This is a genomic window from Pannonibacter phragmitetus (assembly GCF_050510895.1).
GTDB classification, from domain to species: Bacteria; Pseudomonadota; Alphaproteobacteria; order Rhizobiales; family Stappiaceae; genus Pannonibacter; species Pannonibacter phragmitetus_B.
Genome location: NZ_JBNINT010000001.1, coordinates 3,278,193 through 3,297,823, shown reverse-complemented (window position 1 = coordinate 3,297,823; position 19,631 = coordinate 3,278,193). Strand labels below are relative to the sequence as shown.

Sequence of the window (19,631 nt, the reverse complement as noted above, 5' to 3'; positions counted from 1 at the left end):
TAAGAGCAGACCCATTGACGAAGACGAGGTCTTCGGAAACCGCGAGCGGCACGACGAGCGGCTGAACGGCGCCGAAATCTACCGCCGTCTGGTAGAGGCCATCGAAGACCGGACACTGAAGCCGGGTGACCGCCTGCGTGAGGCGGAGCTTGCCGAGATCTTCGGCGTCAGCCGCACGCCGATCCGCGAAGGCCTCAAGCGGCTGGAAGCGCAAGGCCTCGCCATCCACGAGCCGAATCGGGGCATGGTCATCCCGACGCTGGACCACCGGCAGATCTCCGAGGTGTATTACATGCGCGAGGTGCTGGAAGGCACAGCCGCCCGCCTTGCTGCCCAGCATGCGTCCAATGCCGAAATCGAGATCCTGAGCGAACTGGTTGAGGCGGACCGGCAACGGGTGGCGGACGAAAAGTCCATGGTGCGCTCCAACAGGGAGTTCCACCGGCGCATCTATCTCGCCTCCCACAACCGCTATCTTGTCGGTCAGATCGACCATCTGCGCCTGTCGATGATCCTCATGGCGGGCTCGACGCTGGACACGCCCGAGCGGCGTGAAACGGCCATTGAAGAGCATGCCGCCATCGTGCGGGCCATCGCCTCGCGTGATCTGGATGCCGCCGAATCTGCCGCCCGCCGCCATATCGAACACGCCCAGAAGACCCGCCTCAAACAGAACTGAGGCGCGCGCCTGTTTGTCTCACTCAGCCGGAAAGAACCGCCAAAACAACAGTTTCCATCTGGTCAAGCGGCCTTTCTGCGGTCTACGATCAGGAGTGGAAATTCTGTTTCGGGTCAGGAACCCGCCGGGAGGTTAATCAATGAAACGCCGTGATTTTCTGAAAACGGGCGCGCTTGCGGCTGCGGCTGCGCCTGCCCTTGCAGCGCCCGCCCTTGCTCAGGCAACGCTGAACCTCAAGCTCGTGGGCGGTTTTCCGCGCGGCTTCCCCGGTGTGGGCACTGGCGCCGAAAAGCTCGCCAAGCGCATCGAGGCGATGAGCGATGGCAAGGTGAAGATCACCTATTACGGCGGTGGTGAACTGGTCCCCCCTTTGAGGTGTTCGGGGCAGTGTCGAGTGGTGCAGCCGACATGGGCCATACGGCGTCTTATTACCACGCGGGCAAGGTGCGCGCTGCGATGTACTACACCACCGTGCCCTACGGTCTGGAGCAGTCGGAACTGTCCGGCTGGATCGCCTATGGTGGTGGTCAGGCATTGTGGGACGAGGCTTATGCCCCCTTCGGCGTGAAGCCCTTCTACGCGGGCGGCTCGGGTGCGCAGGCCGGCGGCTGGTTCAAGAACCCGGTCGCCAAGCTGGATGATCTGGCGGGCCTCAAAATGCGCATTGCCGGTCTTGGCGGCGATGTCATGCGCAAGCTGGGCGTCGTGACGGTGCTGACCCCGCCGCCGGAAATCTATCCGGCGCTGCAGTCCGGTGTCGTCGATGCGGCCGAGTTCGTCGGCCCGTGGAACGACGTGGCGCTAGGGCTCTACAAGATCGCACCCTACTACTACCTGCCGGCTTTCCATGAGCCGGGCGCCGCTCTGGAAATGATCGTCAACCAGAATGTCTGGGGCAACATGTCTCCGGCATTGCAGGCGATCTTCGCCAGCGCCGCACAGGCGCAGGGCGAGGATACGATTGCCGAGTTCCGCTACAACAACACGCGTGTTCTGGCCGATCTGGTCAGCAAGGGTGCCAAGGTCTCGGCCTTCCCGGATGACGTGGTGGCGGCGCTGGGCAAGGCCTCGCGCGAGGTGCTGGAAGCCTATCCGAAGGGTGATGCCGTGGCCGAAAAGGTCCACGCCTCCTACGTTGACTACATCAAGCAGTGCGCTTCCTACACCAAGGCCATGGAAGAACGCATGTATCACGACCGCGCTGCCGTCTGGGGCGTATGACATGAAAAAGCCCGGACGGCTGGCAGGCCGTTCGGGCTTTCATCTTTTGGCGGGCGGATGGCCTTTCCGCCGGGACCTGAGTTAAGCCACAGTCAGGACGATGCCCGTCACCGCAGAGATGGCGAGGGTGGCGAAGGTGAGGATCATGCCGCTCATGCGGAAGATGAGATTTTCCTTCCGCTGGGAGACACCGTAAGCGTGCGAGATGCGGCCGATCGTGAAAGCAAGGCCGAGGGCATGCACGAGCAGAACCGGCGCCCCCTGCAATTCGCACATGAGGATCAGGATCAGCACCAGCGGCACATATTCGGCGAAGTTGCCGTGGACGCGCTGGCGGCGCAACATTTCCGTGTCGCCGCCATCACCCAGCGCCAGCTGAAGGCTCCTGCGGCGGTCGACGACGCGGAAACTCAGGTAAATGTATATCAGCCCCAGAATTCCGGCATAGATGGGAGTGGCGCTGAGAAGAAGTGCTGTCTGCTGCAAGATAGTTCTCCCGCTTCGGGCGTTGCATGCTGCCCTTGCCCTGACGCGATGGGAACGTCCGTCTCCCGCCAGTGTTTCAGCACTCGACAATATTCGCGGCGAGGCTTCTGGTCGAGCTTTCTTGTATTCTCCCGGCAGACCTATCTGATGCTACGGCGCATGCCAGACCTCTTGCCGCTTTGCCGCGCAGATAGGATCCTGCGAACAAGCATTCCTGTCACGGAGCCGTGTCAGGACCACAAAGCCTCAAAAACCGCGAGCGAGAAGCCGATATGATCCGTCAGAAGGCGGGCGGCGCGGTCCGGGTCCCTGTCCAGCGCTGCCTGCATCAGTTCTGTATGCGGTCCAAGGCCAAGCGTTTTTTCATAGGTTTCCCGCAGCCGCCCGTGCGGGTCGTCATCCATGCGGGCGCGCACCTCAGGAGAGCTGAGCATGTGCCGCTGGTGGCGCCGTAGCTGATCATTCACCTGGCTGGCAAAAAGCTGCAGCCAGGGTGCCTGCGTGCCCGAAAGAAGGGCGGCGTGAAATGCATCGTGCCGCCGCTCCCACAGGTGGATGGCATCGCGCGCTGCATGCGGCACCGGAACAGGCGTGGAAGCCAGCTGGTGATGGGCCGCGACCACACGCCCTTCCCAGTCTTCCCCACCCTCGGCAATGGAGCGGATGAAAAGCCTTGGTTCGATTGCAAGCCGGGCCTCCTGCAAATCGCGCAGACTTTCCGCCGAGACGCCGCAGACCCTGTAGCCGCGATTGGGCATGAGAACCACCAAGCGCTCAGCCTCCAGCCGCGACAGGGCTTCGCGCAGCGGTGTCCAGCCAAAGCCGAACCGCTCTTTCAGCAAGGAGACGGTCAGAGGCGCATCCGGTGGCAGTGCGCATTCCAGAATGGCGGAGCGCAGGGCGTTATAGGCGTCTTCGGTCTTCGGCATTCCGCACGGGGGTCCCGGTTGTGATTTCCCGTGCATCTGATCAGGAATATATGACCTGTCAAATTATATATAATCCTTGCGGGCGTGCAGGTCCCCTGTTAGCGTGACCGCATGAGGCAGCCGTTGCTGTGGCAGTGTGCGCCCAAGGGCGCAGCAAGTCTGACTGAGGGAGATTTCATGACCGGAGCATCCAGCGTTCATCCGCTTGATCAGGGCGACCCGCTTGGCCCCAAGCGCGCCGCCTTTGCCCTGCCCGAGGGCGTCATCTATCTGGACGGCAACTCCTCGGCACGCTGCCGGCGCATGTGCCGCAGCGGGTGGCAGATGTGGTGAGCAAGCAGTGGGGTGAAAGCCTCATTCGCGCCTGGAACGAGCATGACTGGGTTGATCTGCCACGCCGCGTGGGTGACAGGATCGGCCGTCTGGTGGGCGCGGCGCCCGGCACGGTGATCGCCGGTGACAGCACCTCGATCAACCTGTTCAAGGTGCTCTCGGCTGCCCTTGCCCTGCGCCCGGAGCGCAAGGTGATCCTCTCCGACACCGGCAATTTCCCGACGGACCTCTACATGGCGCAGGGCTTGCGGGACCTGCTGGATGCGGGACATGAGCTGCGCCTCGTCGCGCCGGAAGAGGTGGCGGGCGCCATCACGGATGAAATCGCGGTGACAATGATCACGCAGGTCGATTACCGCACGGGCCGCCGTCATGACATGGCTGAGCTGACCCGGCTTGCGCATGAAGCTGGCGCTTTGGCCATTTGGGATCTCGCCCATTCTGCCGGCGCCTTCAAGGTGGAGCTGGACGCCTGCGGTGCCGATTTTGCCATCGGCTGCGGCTACAAGTATCTCAACGGTGGGCCCGGTGCTCCGTCTTTCCTCTATGTGGCAGAGCGCCATCAGGCCGTTGCCCGCCAGCCGCTGAATGGCTGGATGGGCCACGATGCGCCTTTTGCTTTCGATCTCGATTACCGCGGTGCCAAGGGTGTTGACCAGTTCCGCGTCGGCACGCCGCCAATCCTGTCGCTCTCCGCACTCGATGCGGCGCTGGATGTGTTTGACGATGTGGACATGGAGGTGCTGCGGGCCAAGTCCGTTTCCCTGTGCGAGTTGTTCATCCGTGAGGTGGAGAGCCGCTGCGAGGGGCTGGAGCTTGCGAGCCCGCGCAATCCGGATGAGCGTGGCAGCCAGGTGTCCTTCCGCTTTGCCGAGGGCTATGCCCTGATGCAGGCACTGATCGCGCGCGGCGTCATCGGCGATTTCCGGGCGCCGGATATTGTCCGCTTCGGCTTCACCCCGCTCTACCTGTCGCATGCTGATGTGGTGAAGGCCGTCGACATTCTGGCCGATATCCTTGCCACCCGCAGCTGGGATGCGCCGCAGTTCAAGACCCGCGCCAAGGTGACCTGAGATGACCGCCAAGACCCCTTATGATCCATCGGAAGATGGCGCGCAGATGCGCTTTGACGGGCGCATGTCCTATGGCGACTACCTGTCGCTGGACAAGATCCTGACGGCTCAGGCGCCTCTGTCCGAAGCGGATGACGAATTGCTGTTCATCATCCAGCACCAGACTTCCGAATTGTGGATGAAGCTGGCGCTGCATGAGCTGGCTTCGGCCAAGGCCCATATCGCCAGCGGCAACGTTCAGCCAGCCTTCAAGCTGCTTACCCGCGTGGCGCGGATATTTGAGCAGTTGAATTCGGCCTGGGACGTGCTGCGCACCATGACGCCCAGTGACTACACGACGTTTCGCACGGCGCTTGGCCAGTCTTCCGGCTTTCAGTCGTTCCAGTACCGGGCGATCGAATTCATGGCGGGCAACAAGAACGCAGCCATGATGCGTCCGCATGAGCATGTGCCCGGCGTTCATGGCTGGCTGGAAGCAATCCGTCAGGAAACCAGCCTTTATGACGAGGCCATCCGCCTGCTTGCCCGCTCCGGCTTCGAGATTTCAGACGCAATGCTCAACCGGGATGTGTCGCAACCCTATGCCGCCGACGAGACCGTTCGCGCCGCATGGATCGAGGTCTACCGCGACCCGGCGCGTTACTGGACGCTCTACGAGCTGGCGGAAAAACTGGTCGATTTCGAGGATTATTTCCGGCGCTGGCGCTTCAACCATGTGACCACGGTGGAACGTGTGATCGGCTTCAAGCGCGGCACCGGCGGCACCAGCGGTGTGGTCTATCTGCGGCGCATGCTCGAGGTGGTGCTCTTCCCCGAACTATGGGATCTGCGCGCAGACCTGTGATCTTGCTGCAAATCCCGATGCGCGGGTTTCATCGGGACCGGGTCAGCCCCGGCGGGCGCTCACCTGCCGGGGCTTGCGCACTTTCAGCACCTTGGACTGCGTGCGCCGCCGCTCCTGATCCTCTTCGCACTGCTGGATGAGATCGGCAAAAGGCACCGGCCGGCTGAAGAGGAACCCTTGATATTCATCGCAGCCATTGGCTCGCAGCCATTCAAGCTGCTCGGCTGTTTCGACACCCTCCGCCACGATCCGCACATTCAGCACATTGCCGAGGGAGATGATCAACCGGGTGATCGGAGCTGCCGTCTTCAGGTCATTGATGAAGGTACGGTCAATCTTCAGCACATCAATCGGATAGTTCTGCAGATAGGCCAGGTTGGAATAGCCCGTGCCGAAATCATCGATCAGGATATTGTAACCGCACTTCTTCATGCGTGAGAGGGAGAAGCGCATGGAGGGGCTGTCCCCCAGAAGCATGGACTCGGTGATCTCGAAACCGATCCTGTGCGGATCACATCCGGTCTCCTGCGGCAGCAGCAGGAGCTTTTCGATCAGCTCCTGATCCTGGAACTGGCGCACGGAGAGGTTCAGCGAAAGGCTGATGTCAACGCCTGCGTCCTGCAGGTGCTTCTGGTGCTGAGCCACTTGCCGGTAGACCCATTCGCCCACCTCCACGATCAGGCCGGTCTCTTCACAGGCCGGGATAAAGCTGCCTGGGCCCAACAGTCCGCGAGTGGGATGCTGCCACCGGATCAGGGCTTCGGCTGAGAGGATAGCGCCGGTTCTGACGCAGACACGAGGCTGGAAATGCAGCAGGAACTCGTTGTTCTCCAGCGCCCGCCATAGGTCTTGCTCCAGCGCCACACGCTCATCAAGACGCTGACGCAGGTCCATGGAGAACGGGGTGACCTTGTTGGCGCGTCCGCCCCGCGCTTCGTACAGCGCAAGATCGCCATGACGCATCAAGGTGTCCATGTCCTTGCCGTCGTTCGGGCAGACGCTCATGCCTGCCGAAGCGGTGACCTGCAGCAGCTGGCCGCCGATGTCCATGGGTTCACTGAAAAGATCCAGCAGCTGACGGCCGAACTCCTGCGGGTTGAGGCCGTCGATCTGGTCAGGAATGCAGACAATGAACTCATCGCCGCCAAGCCGCGCAACTGTTCCTCTGTCTCCGGTAAATCCGGACAGGCGGGCAGCGGCCGCGCTCAGCAACAGATCTCCCGTGACATGGCCCAGCGTGTCATTGATGACCTTGAAGCCATTGAGATCGATGAAATAAAGATAGAGGCTCCGCCCCCGGTCAGAGCCGCGTTGATCATGGCCGGGAGATGAGACTGAAGATAGAGCCGGTTGGGCAGGCCGGTCAGGAAATCGTGGTCGGCCAGAAACCTTGCCCGTTCCTGGGTTTCCTTCAACTCGGTGACATCAATCTCGCTCACCAGATAGGCCTGCACACCGGTGACCGCATCGCGGCAGGTTCTGGCGGTTATCTCGTGCCAGCGGATGCCATTCGAGGTGCGGGTCTGCGCCACGACCTTGCAATCCGAGCCATAGTCCAAGGCTCCCATCATGGCCTCTGCGATGGACCCGTCCACAAGCCGGTTCTGGAGGGTGAGATCTGTCTCGATCTGCGAGGCGCGTGAGGCAGGATTGCGGTAGAGCGGAGCGCCTTTGCGGGAATAAAGGGAGATCATGACAGGCGTATGCAGCAGCGCTTCAGCACTGCGCAGGGTCTCCGGCCTGATCTCGTGATTGACGATTCCTTCGCACAGCATGCCGGTGCGGCCATCCTTCAGACGGATACCCCGGAAGATGACCTGCAGCGTCTTGGGCACACCGAGAGGATACAGCGTCCAGGTTTCCGCGAAGCTTGCATCGCTTCGCTGGAAGTCAGCCTTATACTGATTCAGCCGCTCAGCCACTGTTCGGGACATATCCGAGCCGAGATCACGGGACCGCAATTGTTCGAGGCTCGACGCTCCCCAGACCTCGAGGCCGCTGGCATTGGCCCACATGATACGCTTCAGATCGAAGTCATAGATCCACAATGCGGTCGCGATCCGTCCAAGCTGGTCAAGCAGCTCGTCTGCCTCCACCTCGCAAGTCCGGAGGATATCGTCCGTCTCTGACTTCATTGACCTGGTGCCATATAGCCTTGGGGTTAATTCTCAAAAATCAGCATTTGCATCTACGATGACGAATTGATGTTGGCATTGTGAGGTTTAACAGGTTTTGACAGGATCCAAGAAATGCCAAGCCCCTTTCAATCTCTAATCGCACTCTTGTATGTCAGTATTCATTGAATGTGTTTTTCAAGGCTTAATCGGGATAGTTACGAATAAGTAAATTCCAATGCGTGCATGTTGCCAATTTCATTTGAAATTATGCGCTTTCCGGCATTTCTTGCCCTCGTTCCCTATGCCTATGGTAAACAAGGGGGAAGCGCCAGTGTCATGGAAGGGTCTGAAAATACTTGGAATTTCTCTGCCGTATTCATCGGATTGAGGCTTTTTGTGGCGATATGTGTATCTAAGGTTGAATATGGGTGGTTGTGGCTGGTCAAGTCTGCGGAATTAGGAAACGTTTTCATCTCGCCGGATTTGGCTTGTCACGAAAAGCCGAAAGGCACTCTTGATATGTTTTAAATTTAAAGTAATCTCATTTTCAGACTGCTTTTGCGCTGTATTGCGCCCTGCTATCTGGAGGCCGTGAGCTTCTGCCGCATCCCGCCTTGATTGTTCAGTCGCGGCAATGGCTTTAGCTGTGTTCAGTGTGTCAGGCCCTTTCAGCGTTGGTATGACTGGCCGTAACCGGAGTTTGCCTTGTCCCGTCTTATCGACATTACACCACCGCTTCGGGCCAGTTCTGCCGTGTTTCCAGGGGATGCCAGTTTTGAGCTGCGGCAGACTTTTTCCATAGGTCCCGGCTGCCCGGTCAATGTGGCGGCTTTTTCCATGTCGGTGCATTGCGGTGCCCATGCGGACGCGCCGCTGCATTACGCAAAGGATGGCGCCACAATCGATCAGCTGGCGCTGGAGGATTACGTCGGTCCGGCCCGGGTGATTGACGCAAGAGGCGCAGGCCCGCTCGTTGAGCCGCAGGACATTGAGGCGGCTCTTGCGGGCGTGCCGCAACGGGTGCTGCTGCGCTGTGAGGAAAGCCTTGACCCGGATGTCTGGCCGGAAGGCTTCCGCACCCTTGCGCCGGAAACGGTCGAGCTGCTGGCATCACGAGGTGTGCGCCTGGTAGGTGTCGATGTGCCGTCGGTAGACCCCGATACCTCAAAGGACCTTCCGTCTCACATGACTGTGTTCCGCCATGACATGCGGATTCTGGAAAATCTGGTACTGGCGGGCGTTGAGCCGGGGGATTATGAGTTGATTGCTTTGCCCATCCGGCTACAAGGACTGGATGCGGCGCCTGTCAGGGCTGTCCTGCGTACGCTCGCGGGAGGGTGAGGGAAACCTGATACGGGGCGCAAAAAGAAACAATAAGGGCGCTGCCAATTGCAGCGGCGGGGAAAAACAGATGCTGGAACTCGACCAGCTTGTCATGCAGTTTGGCGGCTTTACGGCTGTTGATCACTGTACCTTCCAGGTGAAGGAAGGCACGATCACAGGCCTGATCGGTCCCAATGGCGCTGGCAAGACCACACTCTTCAATCTCATTGCAGGTGCATTTCCTCCGGTGGCGGGCAAGATCCGCTTCTGTGGCGAGGATGTCACCGGCCTTCCGGCCAACAAGCTGTTCCACAAGGGTCTGGTGCGCACCTTCCAGATCCCGCATGAGTTTCACCGGCTGACGGCGCTGGAAAACTTGATGATGGTGGCTCCGGCGCAGCCGGGGAGAACCTTCTGTCCAACTGGTTCAACTGGGGTAAGGTGGCCAGCACAGAGGCGGAAGTGGTGCGCCGGGCGTGGGAGACGCTGGACTTCCTTGAACTTACCCATGTCGCGGGCGAGCGGGCCGGCAATCTCTCCGGCGGGCAGAAGAAGCTGCTGGAACTTGGCCGCACCATGATGACGGATGCCAAGCTGGTTTTGCTGGATGAGCCGGCGGCCGGCGTCAACCGCACACTGTTGCGCAAGCTGGAAGAGAAGATCCAGATCCTCAACCGGGAACGCGGTTACACTTTCATCCTCATCGAGCATGACATGGAAATGATCGAGAAGCTCTGCCATCCGGTCGTTTGCATGGCGGAAGGCAAGGTTCTCATCGCCGGAGACTTCCAGACCGTGCGCTCCGATCCAAGGGTGCTCGAAGCCTATCTCGGTGAATCGCAGGGAGATGCAGCATGAGCGCGCTCCTGACGATGCAGTCCCTCACCGGGGGCTATGGCGAGACCAATATCCTCAATGAGGTGTCGATGACGGTGAATGACCGCGAGATCGTGGTCATCGTCGGTCCCAACGGCGCGGGAAAGTCGACCGCGATGAAGGCCATCTTCGGCCTTCTCACCATTCGCGGCGGTTCCATCACCTTCGATGGCACCGATATCACCAGCTGGGAACCGAACCAGATCGTCCAGCGCGGCATTTGCTATGTGCCCCAGGTGGACAACATCTTCCGCGAAATGAGCATCCACGAGAATCTCGAAATGGGTGCCTTCCTGCGCAAGGGTGATCTCTCGGCGGCCTTTGACCGGGTCTACACACTGTTCCCGGATTTGAAGGAGCGCCGCAAGACGCCCGCAGGCAACCTGTCTGGTGGCCAGCGGCAGATGGTTGCCATGGGCCGGGCGCTGATGCTCGATCCCAAGCTCCTGTTGCTGGATGAGCCGACGGCGGGCCTCTCGCCGAAATACATGGAGCAGATCTTCCAGATCAGCCGCGATGTCCGGGAAACCGGCGTTGCCATCCTGCTGGTGGAGCAGCATGCCAAGCAGGCTCTTGCCTTTGCTGACCGGGCCTATGTGCTGGCGGCAGGGGCAAACCGGCACGAGGGCACGGGGCAGGCGCTTCTCGCCGACCGCGAGGTCGCAGAAATGTTCCTGGGCGGGTGAGGCTGAGACAAGATGACCTTTCTGGATTTCATCAATTTCTACATCGTGCCGGGGCTCGTCATGGGCTCCATCTATGCACTGGGCGCAGTCGGCATCACGCTGGTGTTTGCGATCTTGCGCTTTGCGCATCTGGCCCATGGTGATCTGGCAACGCTGGGCGCCTTCCTGGCGCTGGCAATGGTGACGGCCCTTGGCATTCCGCCCCTGGCGGCGCTGCCCTTTGCCATCCTGGCGACGGCTGGTGTGGCGGTGGGGCTCGACAAGCTGTTCTATGAGCACCTGCGAAACCGGCCGAAGATCATCACCGTGATGGCAACACTGGGTGCGGCTCTGATGGTCCGTGCCGTGGTGCAGGTGGTCTGGGGTGTTGATACCCAGACCTATTCCCGTGGGCTGGTGCGGCCGGAGGACTACTTCGGCATCCGCGTGCGGGACCGGGAGATCTACACGCTCATCGCCATGCTGGTGCTGGTGGCCGGGCTTCAGCTCTTCCTGTCCCGCTCCAAGTGGGGCAAGGCGATGCGCGCCATGTCGGACAACCCCAATCTGGCGCTGCTGTCGGGCATCGACAACCGCAAGGTCGTGATGCTGACCTGGATCATCGCGGGCGGCCTTTGCGCGGCCTCCGGTGTCTTCCTCGGGCTTAACACCGAGCTGAAGCCGATGATGGGCTGGTCCATGCTGCTGCCGATGTTTGCAGCCGCCATTCTGGGCGGCGTCGGCCGTGTGGAAGGGGCCGTGCTTGGCGGGCTGATCGTCGGCATCGCGGAGGAAATGTCCGTGATGTTCATTCCGAGCGAGTACAAGGCAGGCATGGCCTTTGCCATCCTGCTGTTCATGCTGCTGGTGCGGCCTACGGGCCTGCTGCGCGGCAAGGTCCTCTGACAGGGAGATTGCGCCATGGAACTCATCGGCCTTGCAAACTATGCCCTGTTCATGGGCGTCTTCATCGGCATCTATGCGCTTCTGGCGCTGGGGCTGAACATTCAGTGGGGCTTCACCGGCCTGTTCAATGCCGGCATCGCGGGTTTCTTTGCCGTTGGTGCCTACACCTCTGCCATTCTGACGAGCCCGCACGTGGACGGCCGGATCGGCGGCTATGACATGCCGGTGCTCGTGGGCTGGGCCGGTGCCATGCTGGCAGCCGGCGCCATCGCCTGGCCGATCGGCAAGATCTGTCTGCGCTTCCGCTCCGATTATCTGGCGATTGCGACCATCGGCATCGCCGAAATCATCCGCCTCGTCATCAAGTCGGAGGACGCGCTGACGGGCGGCGCTCGCGGCATTACCGGCATTCCGCGCCCCTTCGGAGACCTGCCTTACGTTCAGTCGCAGATGGCCTATCTGGCCATCGTGATTGTGGTGCTGGGCGTCGCCTACATGCTGATCCAGCGGCAGATCAACTCGCCCTGGGGCCGCATGATGCGCGCCATCCGCGACAACGAACTAGCAGCGACGGCCATGGGCAAGGACATTGCTTACCGCCGTTTGCAGTCATTCATTTTCGGTGCAGCGATGATGGGTCTCGGCGGAGCGCTGTTCGCCCATTTCAACCGCTCGATCACCCCCGAAGCCATCGACCCGATGATTGCCACGTTCCTCGTCTGGATCATGCTGATCCTCGGCGGGTCGGGCAATAACAAGGGGGCAATCCTGGGTGCAGCGATTGTATGGATCATTTGGTCTGTTTCAGAGATTGCAACGGACCGCCTGCCGCATGAATATGCGGTTAAGGCCAAGTATATCCGCGTCTTCCTTATCGGACTGATGCTGCAGCTTGTCCTGCGCTTCCGCTCCGAAGGGCTGTTGCCGGAAACCCTTCCGGATAACCCGCCCAGGCCGCAGAAGCAGGGGACTGGTGCCTGACCTGGCCGCGGGACTGAAAGTTTGTAATGAGGGGCAAAAGCCCCCGCTTTGTGGAGGTAATGAAATGACGCATAAGCTTCTCGCTCTGGCAGGTTCGCTCCTGGCCGCGACTGCTCTGGCCAGCGTTCCGGCCAAGGCAGATGTGAAGGTTGGCCTGCTCGGCGGCATTTCCGGCCCGATTGCGGCCATGGCCCCGGCCATGATCGATTCCGCCCAGCTGGCGATTGCCGAAGTGAACGAGCAGGGCGGCATTATGGCCGGTGAAAAGCTCGTCCCGGTCATCGGCGACAGCGCCTGTAACCCGCAGAACGGCACGGACGCAGCCACCAAGGCTGTCAACATCGACGGCGTTGTCGGCATTGTTGGCCCGCACTGCTCGGGCGCCGTGATTGCCACCGCCAACTCGGTCACCATCCCGGCTGGCATCGCGCTCATCACCCCGTCGGGCACCTCGCCGGAAATCACCGGCCTGAAGGACAATGACACCGTGTTCCGCACTGTGCCGTCCGACGACTTCCAGGGCCGTGCCCTTGCTCGTACGTTGAAGGCTCAGGGCTATGGCAAGGTGGCCGTTGCCTACCTCAACAATGACTACGGCTCCGGTCTCGCCAATGCCTTCAAGGCCGAATACGAGGCCATTGGCGGCGAGATCGCTGGTTTCGCAGCCCATGAGGGCGAGAAGGCCTCTACCGCTCCAACCTGGCCGAACTCGCAAAGGGCGGTGCAGACACGCTCGTCATCTTCGACTACGGCGATGGCAGCGGCCTGACCATGCTGCGCGAGGCACTGGAAAACGGCTTCTTCGAGAAGTTCGTCGGCGGTGACGGCATGAAGTCCGACGCTCCGATCCGCGAGCTGGGTGCTGACAATCTCACCACCTTCGTGGCGTCCTCGCCAGTCGGCGAGAAGTCGGCAGCTCTTGAAGCCTTCAATGCAGCCTTCAAGGCCAAGGGCGGCGATCCGGATGCGATCTTCGTCACCACCTCCTATGACGCAGCCTTCCTGATGGCTCTGGCCATTGAAAAGGCCGGTGGCGACAAGTCCAAGGTGGCAGCTGCCATCCGTCAGGTGGCCGGCGCTGAAGGCGGTGAGCCGATCCTTCCGGGCGAGTGGAAGAAGGCCAAGGAACTGATCGCCGCTGGCAAGGCCATCGACTATCAGGGCGCTGCAGGCGAGCATTCCTTTGACGAGGCCGGTGACGTTCCGGGCGCCTACTCCCTGTTCAAGGTCGGTGCAAACGGCTTCGAAGTCCTGACCGAAATGAAGTGATGTGAGGTGTTGGCCCCAAGGTTGGGCTGGCACTTGGCATAAATGATCACATGAGACCGGCGGCCCCAAAGGCTGCCGGTTTTCGTTTCTACAGGGCAGGAATCAGCCGCGGAAGATGAAGCCTGCGCCAAGGGCGATGAGCGAGAAGCCGATCAGGTGATTGAAGCGCAGCGGCTCCCCCAGATAGAAAACGGAGAAGAGCACGAAGACCGTCAGCGTCAGCACTTCCTGAATGGTCTTCAACTCGGCGGCATTGAAATAGCCGTAGCCGATGCGGTTGGCTGGAACCTGCAGGCAATACTCGAAAAAGGCGATCCCCCAACTGACCATGATGACGATCCAGAGCGCAGTGCTCTTGAACTTCAGATGGCCATACCAGGCGAAGGTCATGAAGATGTTGGAGGCCAGCAGGAGACCGATGGTCACCAGCGGAACGGGAAGGGAAGCCATGTCTGGATATACTCCGGCGGGGAAAGGCGCTGGTCAGGCATGTTTCCTGCCGTGTGACCAGACGCCTTCACTTGCGCGCAGTTTGCGGCGCGCGCAAGGCCTTCTTGCTTCCTCTTGGCATCATTTTGTCAGAATCAGTTTGCCGAGCTTGGTGATCGTCAGCCGGTAGGTCTCGTCATTGTGCCGGATGCGCACTTCGCGTGCGCCCTTGAACAGGGATGTGCTTTCCAGCGCGCCGTTGTGGTCTGCCGCTGCGCTCTTGCGCATGCCGGGCAGGCTCAGCTTTTCCTGGCGCAGGCTGTTCTGGCTGGGCACGGCGTGGGAGGGAGGGACGTGGCGCATGAAATTACCTCGACAGCTCAACAGTTTGGACAAGTTCCAATGTGCGGCGAGCCCGCAACATTTAACTTGACTGTAATACTCATAATAAGCTATCAAGACAAGGCCTGAGCGGCGGTGCTTCGGAAATCGCGTCCTTCGAACCACACTCCTCAGGAGGCTGACCTTCAGTCAAAATGCCTGGCAAGCCAGCTGTTTTCTCCTCTCCCTCAGACAGCAAGCCAGCCCGGCGTTCCCCGCCTCAAGCGGGGAGGCCTGCGGGCCCGATTCTGCCCTTTGAGGCACACTCTCCCAGAACAGTTTCCGGAAAAGACATTCATCCGCAGGCAACCCTTCGGTTGACGCGGCATGAGCGCCTCATCGCTGCCCTCCAATAAAAAACGCCGGACCTGTCAGGACCGGCGTCTCAATGCGATGGCCTTTCGGCCCGGCTCCAGGCCGTGCTGCCGGTCAGCTGGCGGCGGCGAGAGAAATTTCGCCGATGTTCAGCAGCTGGCGCAGGTCCTTGCGGTTCTCGGAGATGTCCTCGATGGTCTTGCTGTCGAGCACGTCCATGAAAGCCTCCAGCGCCTCATGCAGAACGCCGTTGAAGCCGCAGGTCGTCAGGATCGGGCAATCCTTCCGGCCGGAGTTGAAGCACTCAGCCAGATAGAAGGATTCTTCGGCAACCCGCACGACCTCGCCCAGCGTGATCTGGTCGGCGGGTCTCGCCAGCACGATCCCGCCATTGCGGCCGCGAAGGGTCTTGATGAGGTCCGCATCCACCAGGATCTTCATGATCTTGAACAGGTGCGTTTCGGACATGCCGAAGCTGGCGGCAATCTCTGCCACCTTGCTGGGACGGTCCGGGTTCGCTGCGCAGTACATCAGCGTGCGAACGGCATAGTTGGTTTGTTGAGTAAGACGCATAGGTTTTAATATGTCCTCAACAGGGGCTACCGTCAATGGGATAAACGCGTAAGGACCGCAGCATTCTGCGGCTCACGGCCTTGGTGCCGATACGTCAGTTTTTGAGCGTCTCCGGCGGGAGATTCCCCGGCAGGAAGATGTCGATGCCGATCCGCTCCTGCTCTGCGATCACCGGCGTGCCGTCGATCAACGCCTTCAGCACCCGGACTGCACTGCGGATCTCGTGTCCGGGGTTCTGGGCGATCAGCGCATCAATGGTGCCGTCGATCAGCGCCCGGCGGGTGTAGGGTGTCAGCTCATGGGCGATGAAGGTCACCTGCCGCGCAACACCGCGTTCCTCCAGCGCCGAAATGACTCCCCGGTTGCCTCCGCCTGCATTGTAGAGCCCCTCAAGGTCCGGATGCTCGTCCAGCAGGCGCAGGGTGATGTCGCGGGTGCGCTCGTTGTCGTCACGGCCTTCACGCACCTTTAGGGCCTGCAGTCCGGGCTGAAGCTCTTCCAGCACCTCAAGACAGCTGCCGTGACGCTCAGCGTGATCGCGCAGGCCAAGCGAGCCTGCGATGAAGCCGACCTTGGCCGTAGCACCGGGCCGGTTTCCGGCAATGAACCGGGCAAGCAGCTGCCCGGCAGAGCGCCCCGCCGCCACGTTGTCGATACCGGCGAAATGCGCACGTGCCGAGGCTGGATGATCGGAAATAAGGGTGACGACCGGAACCTCCCGCATGGCCAGCCGGTCGATGGCGGCGCGCACTTCCGGTGAACTTGGGGCAACCACGGCCACCCCGTCGCAGATGGTCTTGTCGAGCACGGCCAGCGTTCCGGCGACCGAATGGCTGTCGAAGGCATCGATGGGGGTGATGGTCATTACCACCCGCTCGCTGGCAACGCGCTGTGCCACCTGTTCGGCCTCACGCTTCAGGTCTTCCATGAAGGCGTTGGTGCTTTGGGGGATGAGGAAGTGAAGCCGGTAACGGCGGCGTTTGGCAAGGTTGGCTGCATGAACATCGGGCGTATAGCCCAGCTCCCGCACGGCTGTTTCAACCCGTTCCACCGTGGCCGCCCGCACACCGGGCCGGCCGTTCAGCACTCTGTCAACGGTGGCAAGGCTCACTCCGGCCCTTGCCGCCACATCATGAATGGTCACACGCTGCATCATCACTCCCCAGCTGCCCCGACTATAGCGGCCGCAACGGGCTTGTCAGCAAATTTGTGCGATGCAGCAAGTGCAGCTTTTAGCCGAGTACAGCCTGCCCTGCCGCATGGCCCGAGGCCCAGGCCCACTGGAAATTGAACCCGCCGAGATGCCCGGTCACATCCACCACCTCGCCGATGAAATAGAGCCCCGGCACATCATTGGCTTCCATGGAGCGGGAGGAGAGGGCGGTTGTGTCCACACCGCCCAATGTCACCTCCGCCGTGCGGTAGCCTTCCGTGCCTGCGGGCAGCAGCTGCCAGCTGTTGATGGCGCTGCCCATCTTTTGCAGCACCTTGTCGGGCTGGTCGGCCAGCCGTCCGCCAAAGCCATGGGCGGCGCTCAGCTCTTCGGCTAGCCGTTTGGGCAAAAGCCCGGCGAGCGCAGTGCGCACATCCTGCTTGCCGTGGCTGGTCTTGCCCGTCTTTAGTGCGGCAAACACATCCGTCTGCGGCAGCAGGTCGATGGTGACCGGCAGGCCCTCGCGCCAGTAGGACGAGATCTGCAGGATCGACGGGCCGGAAAGCCCCGGTGCGTGAAGAGCAGCCCCTCGCGGAAGCGCGTCTTGCCGAAGCTGACGACCGCATCCACCGACACGCCCGCAAGTTTCGTGCAGAGGATCTTGTTGTCGTCCGAAAAGGTCAGCGGCACCAGCGCGGGGCGGGGCGGAACCACGGCAAGGCCAAACTGCTTTGCAATCTCGTAGCCGATGCCGGTGGCACCCATTTTCGGGATCGAAGGCCCGCCTGTCGCCACCACCAGCGCCCGGGCGCGCAGGGCCCGCGTGAGGTGGCAACGGAAAACCGGTCATCCGGCTTGCTGACGGCGGTAAAGGACGTTTCCATCCACAGCTTCACCCCCGCCGCCTCCGCTTCGCGCAGCAGCATATGGATGATGTCCATGGCCGCGTTGTCGCAGAACAGCTGGCCCAGCGTCTTCTCATGCCAGGGAATGCGGTGCGCCTCCACCAGCTTGAGGAAATGCAGCGGCGTATAGCGCTTCAGCGCCGAAACGCAGAAGCGCGGGTTCTGCGACAGGAAATTGGCCGGCGTGGTGTGCAAATTGGTGAAGTTGCACCGCCCGCCGCCGGAAATGCGGATCTTCTCCGCCGGGCGTTTGGCATGGTCGATCACCAGCACGGAAAGCCCCCGCTTTCCCGCCTCAATCGCACACATCAACCCGGCCGCCCCGGCGCCGAGGACAAGAACATCAATATCTGTCATGGGCTGCTTATAGGGCTTTGCCGGTGGGACGGCTAGCGGGGGCTATCCGCTTCCTATGCTTGTTGGTGCAGTCTGATTATAAGGTTGCAATGTGCCGGGGTTACGAGAGAGACACAGCACTGTCCGGTGGCCGCAGCGCCCCTCTCCCCCTTGAGGGGGAGATGTCTGCGTTAGCAGACAGAGGGGGGCAGCGCTTCAGTACGGCAGGACCTCTCTCACATGCGGGCAGGCCGTTACCCCCTCTGCCCCCCTGCCGGGGGCATCTCCCCTCAAGGGGGAGAGGAGTTGGTGCCTGACGGGCTAACCGGACTAATCCCTGCCCTGTTCCCCCTCAATAAGCCGCCTCAGTCCGTCCCATTTCCACGTAGACGCTCTTGATCTGGCTGTAGTGGGCAATGGCCGCGTGGCCGTTTTCGCGGCCGATGCCGGAAGATTTGAAGCCGCCGAAGGGCATTTCGATGGGTGTGAGGTTGTAGGTGTTGATCCAGCAAGTGCCCGCCTGAAGCTGGCCGATGACCCGGTGGGCGCGCTGGATGTCGCGGGTGAAGACACCGGCGCCGAGGCCGAATTCGGTGGCGTTGGCGCGGGTGACGACTTCTTCTTCCGTTTCGAAATCGAGCACGCACATCACCGGGCCGAAGATTTCTTCCCGGGCAATGCGCATGGAGTCCTGAACATCGGCAAAGACGGTCGGCTCCACGAACAGGCCTTGCGGGAACTGCGGCACCTGCGCGGCCTTGCCGCCGCAGACGAGCCTTGCGCCTTCGTCCTGGCCCAGCTTCATGTAGCCGAGCACCTTGTCGTACTGCGCCTTTGACACGAGCGGGCCGAGGTTGACGGCCTCGTCCAGCGGGTCGCCCATCACCGCATTGGCGGTGCGCTCGGCAAGGCGCTTCAGGAAGGCTTCCTTCAGGCCCTTCTGCACGAAGACGCGGGTGCCGTTGGAACAGATCTGGCCGGTGGAATAGAAATTGGCGTTGATGGCTGCCGAGACGGCGCTTTCCAGATCTGAATCATCGAACAGGATCAGCGGCGACTTGCCGCCGAGTTCCAGCGTCAGATGCTTGAGGTTGGAGCCCGCAAGGCCAGCCACCTTGCGGCCCGTCGGCACGGAGCCGGTGACGGAGACCTTGGCGACAGCCGGATGGGAGACGAGCTTTGCCCCCACATCGCCCGCGCCCTGCACCACGTTGAACACCCCGGCAGGAACGCCAGCCTCCGTGAGCGCTTCAGCCAGCTTCAGGGCGGAGAGCGGCGTCACTTCCGAGGGCTTGAAGATCATGGCATTGCCGCAGGCAAGGGCGGGAGCGGCCTTCCAGCAGGCGATCTGGATCGGGTAGTTCCATGCGCCGATCCCAACGCAGATGCCCAGCGGCTCGCGGCGGGTGTAGGCGAAGGAGCCGCCCAGATCGATGTGCTCGCCGGTCAGCGTGGCGGCGAGATTGCCGAAATATTCGAGGCAGTCCGCGCCGGAAGCCGCATCGGCGATGAGCGTTTCCTGCAAGGGCTTGCCAGTGTCCAGCGTTTCAAGCTCGCTCAGCTCCCGGTTCTGCTGGCGCAGGATGTCCGCCGCCCGGCGCAGCACCCGGCCGCGCTCGGCGGCAGGTGTTGCGGCCCAGAGTTTCTGCCCTTCGCGGGCGGCTGCCATGGCCGCTTCGATGGTGGCGTCATCTGCGCCATGCAGCCGGGCGATCACTTCGCCGGTAGCCGGGTAGATGCTGTCGAATGCAGAGCCTTCGGGGCTCTCCACATAGGCGCCGCCGATATAGTGGGAGGCTGCGGGTTGCGCGCGCATGGGCTTCGCTCCGTTCTGTTG

At 61.4% G+C, this 19,631-nt stretch carries 18 protein-coding genes and 3 pseudogenes; 11 read left to right on the top strand and 10 right to left on the bottom strand.

The genetic code is table 11. The features are described 5' to 3' along the window. Positions 1-61: 61 nt before the first annotated feature. Complete coding sequence (locus ACQB61_RS15705; protein WP_430514391.1) at positions 62-679, top strand: GntR family transcriptional regulator; 618 nt, start codon at positions 62-64, stop codon at positions 677-679. A 387-nt stretch (positions 680-1,066) separates the two neighbouring features. Beyond that, positions 1,067-1,900 carry a TRAP transporter substrate-binding protein gene (locus tag ACQB61_RS15700; RefSeq protein WP_430513378.1) on the top strand — a complete coding sequence of 278 codons (834 nt, stop codon included), beginning with the start codon at positions 1,067-1,069 and terminating at the stop codon, positions 1,898-1,900. An 81-nt stretch (positions 1,901-1,981) separates the two neighbouring features. Here the strand turns inward: ACQB61_RS15700 and ACQB61_RS15695 are convergent, their stop codons facing one another. Further along, entirely contained in the window at positions 1,982-2,386 is a 405-nt protein-coding gene (locus ACQB61_RS15695; protein WP_430513377.1) for an MAPEG family protein, read from the bottom strand. A 230-nt stretch (positions 2,387-2,616) separates the two neighbouring features. Then, positions 2,617-3,315 carry a GntR family transcriptional regulator gene (locus ACQB61_RS15690; RefSeq protein ID WP_430513376.1) on the bottom strand — a complete coding sequence of 233 codons (699 nt, stop codon included), beginning with the start codon at positions 3,313-3,315 and terminating at the stop codon, positions 2,617-2,619. A 177-nt stretch (positions 3,316-3,492) separates the two neighbouring features. On the opposite strand from ACQB61_RS15690, the pseudogene kynU reads away from it, so the two are divergent. Both kynU and kynA read left to right on the top strand, forming a co-directional pair. Further along, positions 3,493-4,721, top strand: a pseudogene (gene kynU, locus ACQB61_RS15685) (kynureninase). 1 nt (position 4,722) lies between these two features. After that, the gene (kynA, locus tag ACQB61_RS15680) at positions 4,723-5,565 is read left to right on the top strand and encodes a tryptophan 2,3-dioxygenase (protein ID WP_430513375.1); all 843 of its coding nucleotides are present in this window, start codon (positions 4,723-4,725) and stop codon (positions 5,563-5,565) included. A 42-nt stretch (positions 5,566-5,607) separates the two neighbouring features. Here the strand turns inward: kynA and ACQB61_RS15675 are convergent, their stop codons facing one another. Both ACQB61_RS15675 and ACQB61_RS15670 read right to left on the bottom strand, forming a co-directional pair. Then, positions 5,608-6,813 (bottom strand): putative bifunctional diguanylate cyclase/phosphodiesterase, encoded by a 1,206-nt coding sequence (locus ACQB61_RS15675; protein WP_430514390.1) that lies wholly within the window; start codon positions 6,811-6,813, stop codon positions 5,608-5,610. Further along, positions 6,771-7,700 carry a hypothetical protein gene (locus ACQB61_RS15670; protein WP_430513374.1) on the bottom strand — a complete coding sequence of 310 codons (930 nt, stop codon included), beginning with the start codon at positions 7,698-7,700 and terminating at the stop codon, positions 6,771-6,773. The genes ACQB61_RS15675 and ACQB61_RS15670 overlap by 43 nt, the downstream gene beginning before the upstream one ends. Before the next feature lie 687 nt (positions 7,701-8,387). Between ACQB61_RS15670 and kynB the strand changes: the two genes are divergently transcribed. From kynB to ACQB61_RS15635, 7 genes and pseudogenes are all read left to right on the top strand, one after another. Then, positions 8,388-9,023 carry an arylformamidase gene (kynB, locus tag ACQB61_RS15665; RefSeq protein ID WP_430513373.1) on the top strand — a complete coding sequence of 212 codons (636 nt, stop codon included), beginning with the start codon at positions 8,388-8,390 and terminating at the stop codon, positions 9,021-9,023. 70 nt (positions 9,024-9,093) lie between these two features. Then, positions 9,094-9,863: pseudogene (locus ACQB61_RS15660) on the top strand (ABC transporter ATP-binding protein). After that, positions 9,860-10,567 carry an ABC transporter ATP-binding protein gene (locus ACQB61_RS15655; protein WP_430513372.1) on the top strand — a complete coding sequence of 236 codons (708 nt, stop codon included), beginning with the start codon at positions 9,860-9,862 and terminating at the stop codon, positions 10,565-10,567. The pseudogene ACQB61_RS15660 and the gene ACQB61_RS15655 overlap by 4 nt, the downstream one beginning before the upstream one ends. 12 nt (positions 10,568-10,579) lie before the next feature. Next, positions 10,580-11,452 (top strand): branched-chain amino acid ABC transporter permease, encoded by an 873-nt coding sequence (locus ACQB61_RS15650; protein ID WP_430513371.1) that lies wholly within the window; start codon positions 10,580-10,582, stop codon positions 11,450-11,452. Positions 11,453-11,467: 15 nt separating this feature from the next. After that, a complete protein-coding gene (locus tag ACQB61_RS15645) occupies positions 11,468-12,433 on the top strand; it encodes a branched-chain amino acid ABC transporter permease (RefSeq protein ID WP_430513370.1) in 966 nt (321 codons plus the stop codon). A gap of 64 nt (positions 12,434-12,497) precedes the next feature. Then, the gene (locus ACQB61_RS15640) at positions 12,498-13,202 is read left to right on the top strand and encodes an ABC transporter substrate-binding protein (protein WP_430513369.1); all 705 of its coding nucleotides are present in this window, start codon (positions 12,498-12,500) and stop codon (positions 13,200-13,202) included. Beyond that, a complete protein-coding gene (locus ACQB61_RS15635) occupies positions 13,133-13,702 on the top strand; it encodes a hypothetical protein (RefSeq protein ID WP_430514389.1) in 570 nt (189 codons plus the stop codon). The genes ACQB61_RS15640 and ACQB61_RS15635 overlap by 70 nt, the downstream gene beginning before the upstream one ends. Before the next feature lie 102 nt (positions 13,703-13,804). On the opposite strand, the gene ACQB61_RS15630 is transcribed toward ACQB61_RS15635, so the two are convergent. From ACQB61_RS15630 to betB, 6 genes and pseudogenes are all read right to left on the bottom strand, one after another. Further along, on the bottom strand, positions 13,805-14,152 hold the full coding sequence (locus ACQB61_RS15630; protein WP_026355444.1) for a DMT family protein: 348 nt from the start codon (positions 14,150-14,152) through the stop codon (positions 13,805-13,807). Positions 14,153-14,272: 120 nt separating this feature from the next. Continuing rightward, positions 14,273-14,494, bottom strand: coding sequence for a hemin uptake protein HemP (gene hemP / locus ACQB61_RS15625; RefSeq protein WP_430513368.1), 222 nt, complete (start codon positions 14,492-14,494; stop codon positions 14,273-14,275). Positions 14,495-14,941: 447 nt separating this feature from the next. Beyond that, on the bottom strand, positions 14,942-15,400 hold the full coding sequence (locus tag ACQB61_RS15620; RefSeq protein WP_430513367.1) for an Rrf2 family transcriptional regulator: 459 nt from the start codon (positions 15,398-15,400) through the stop codon (positions 14,942-14,944). Between the two features lie 94 nt (positions 15,401-15,494). Then, positions 15,495-16,556 (bottom strand): LacI family DNA-binding transcriptional regulator, encoded by a 1,062-nt coding sequence (locus ACQB61_RS15615; RefSeq protein WP_430514388.1) that lies wholly within the window; start codon positions 16,554-16,556, stop codon positions 15,495-15,497. A gap of 76 nt (positions 16,557-16,632) precedes the next feature. Next, positions 16,633-17,815: pseudogene (locus ACQB61_RS15610) on the bottom strand (NAD(P)/FAD-dependent oxidoreductase). 331 nt (positions 17,816-18,146) lie between these two features. Beyond that, positions 18,147-19,610 (bottom strand): betaine-aldehyde dehydrogenase, encoded by a 1,464-nt coding sequence (betB, locus tag ACQB61_RS15605; protein ID WP_430513366.1) that lies wholly within the window; start codon positions 19,608-19,610, stop codon positions 18,147-18,149. Positions 19,611-19,631: the final 21 nt, after the last annotated feature.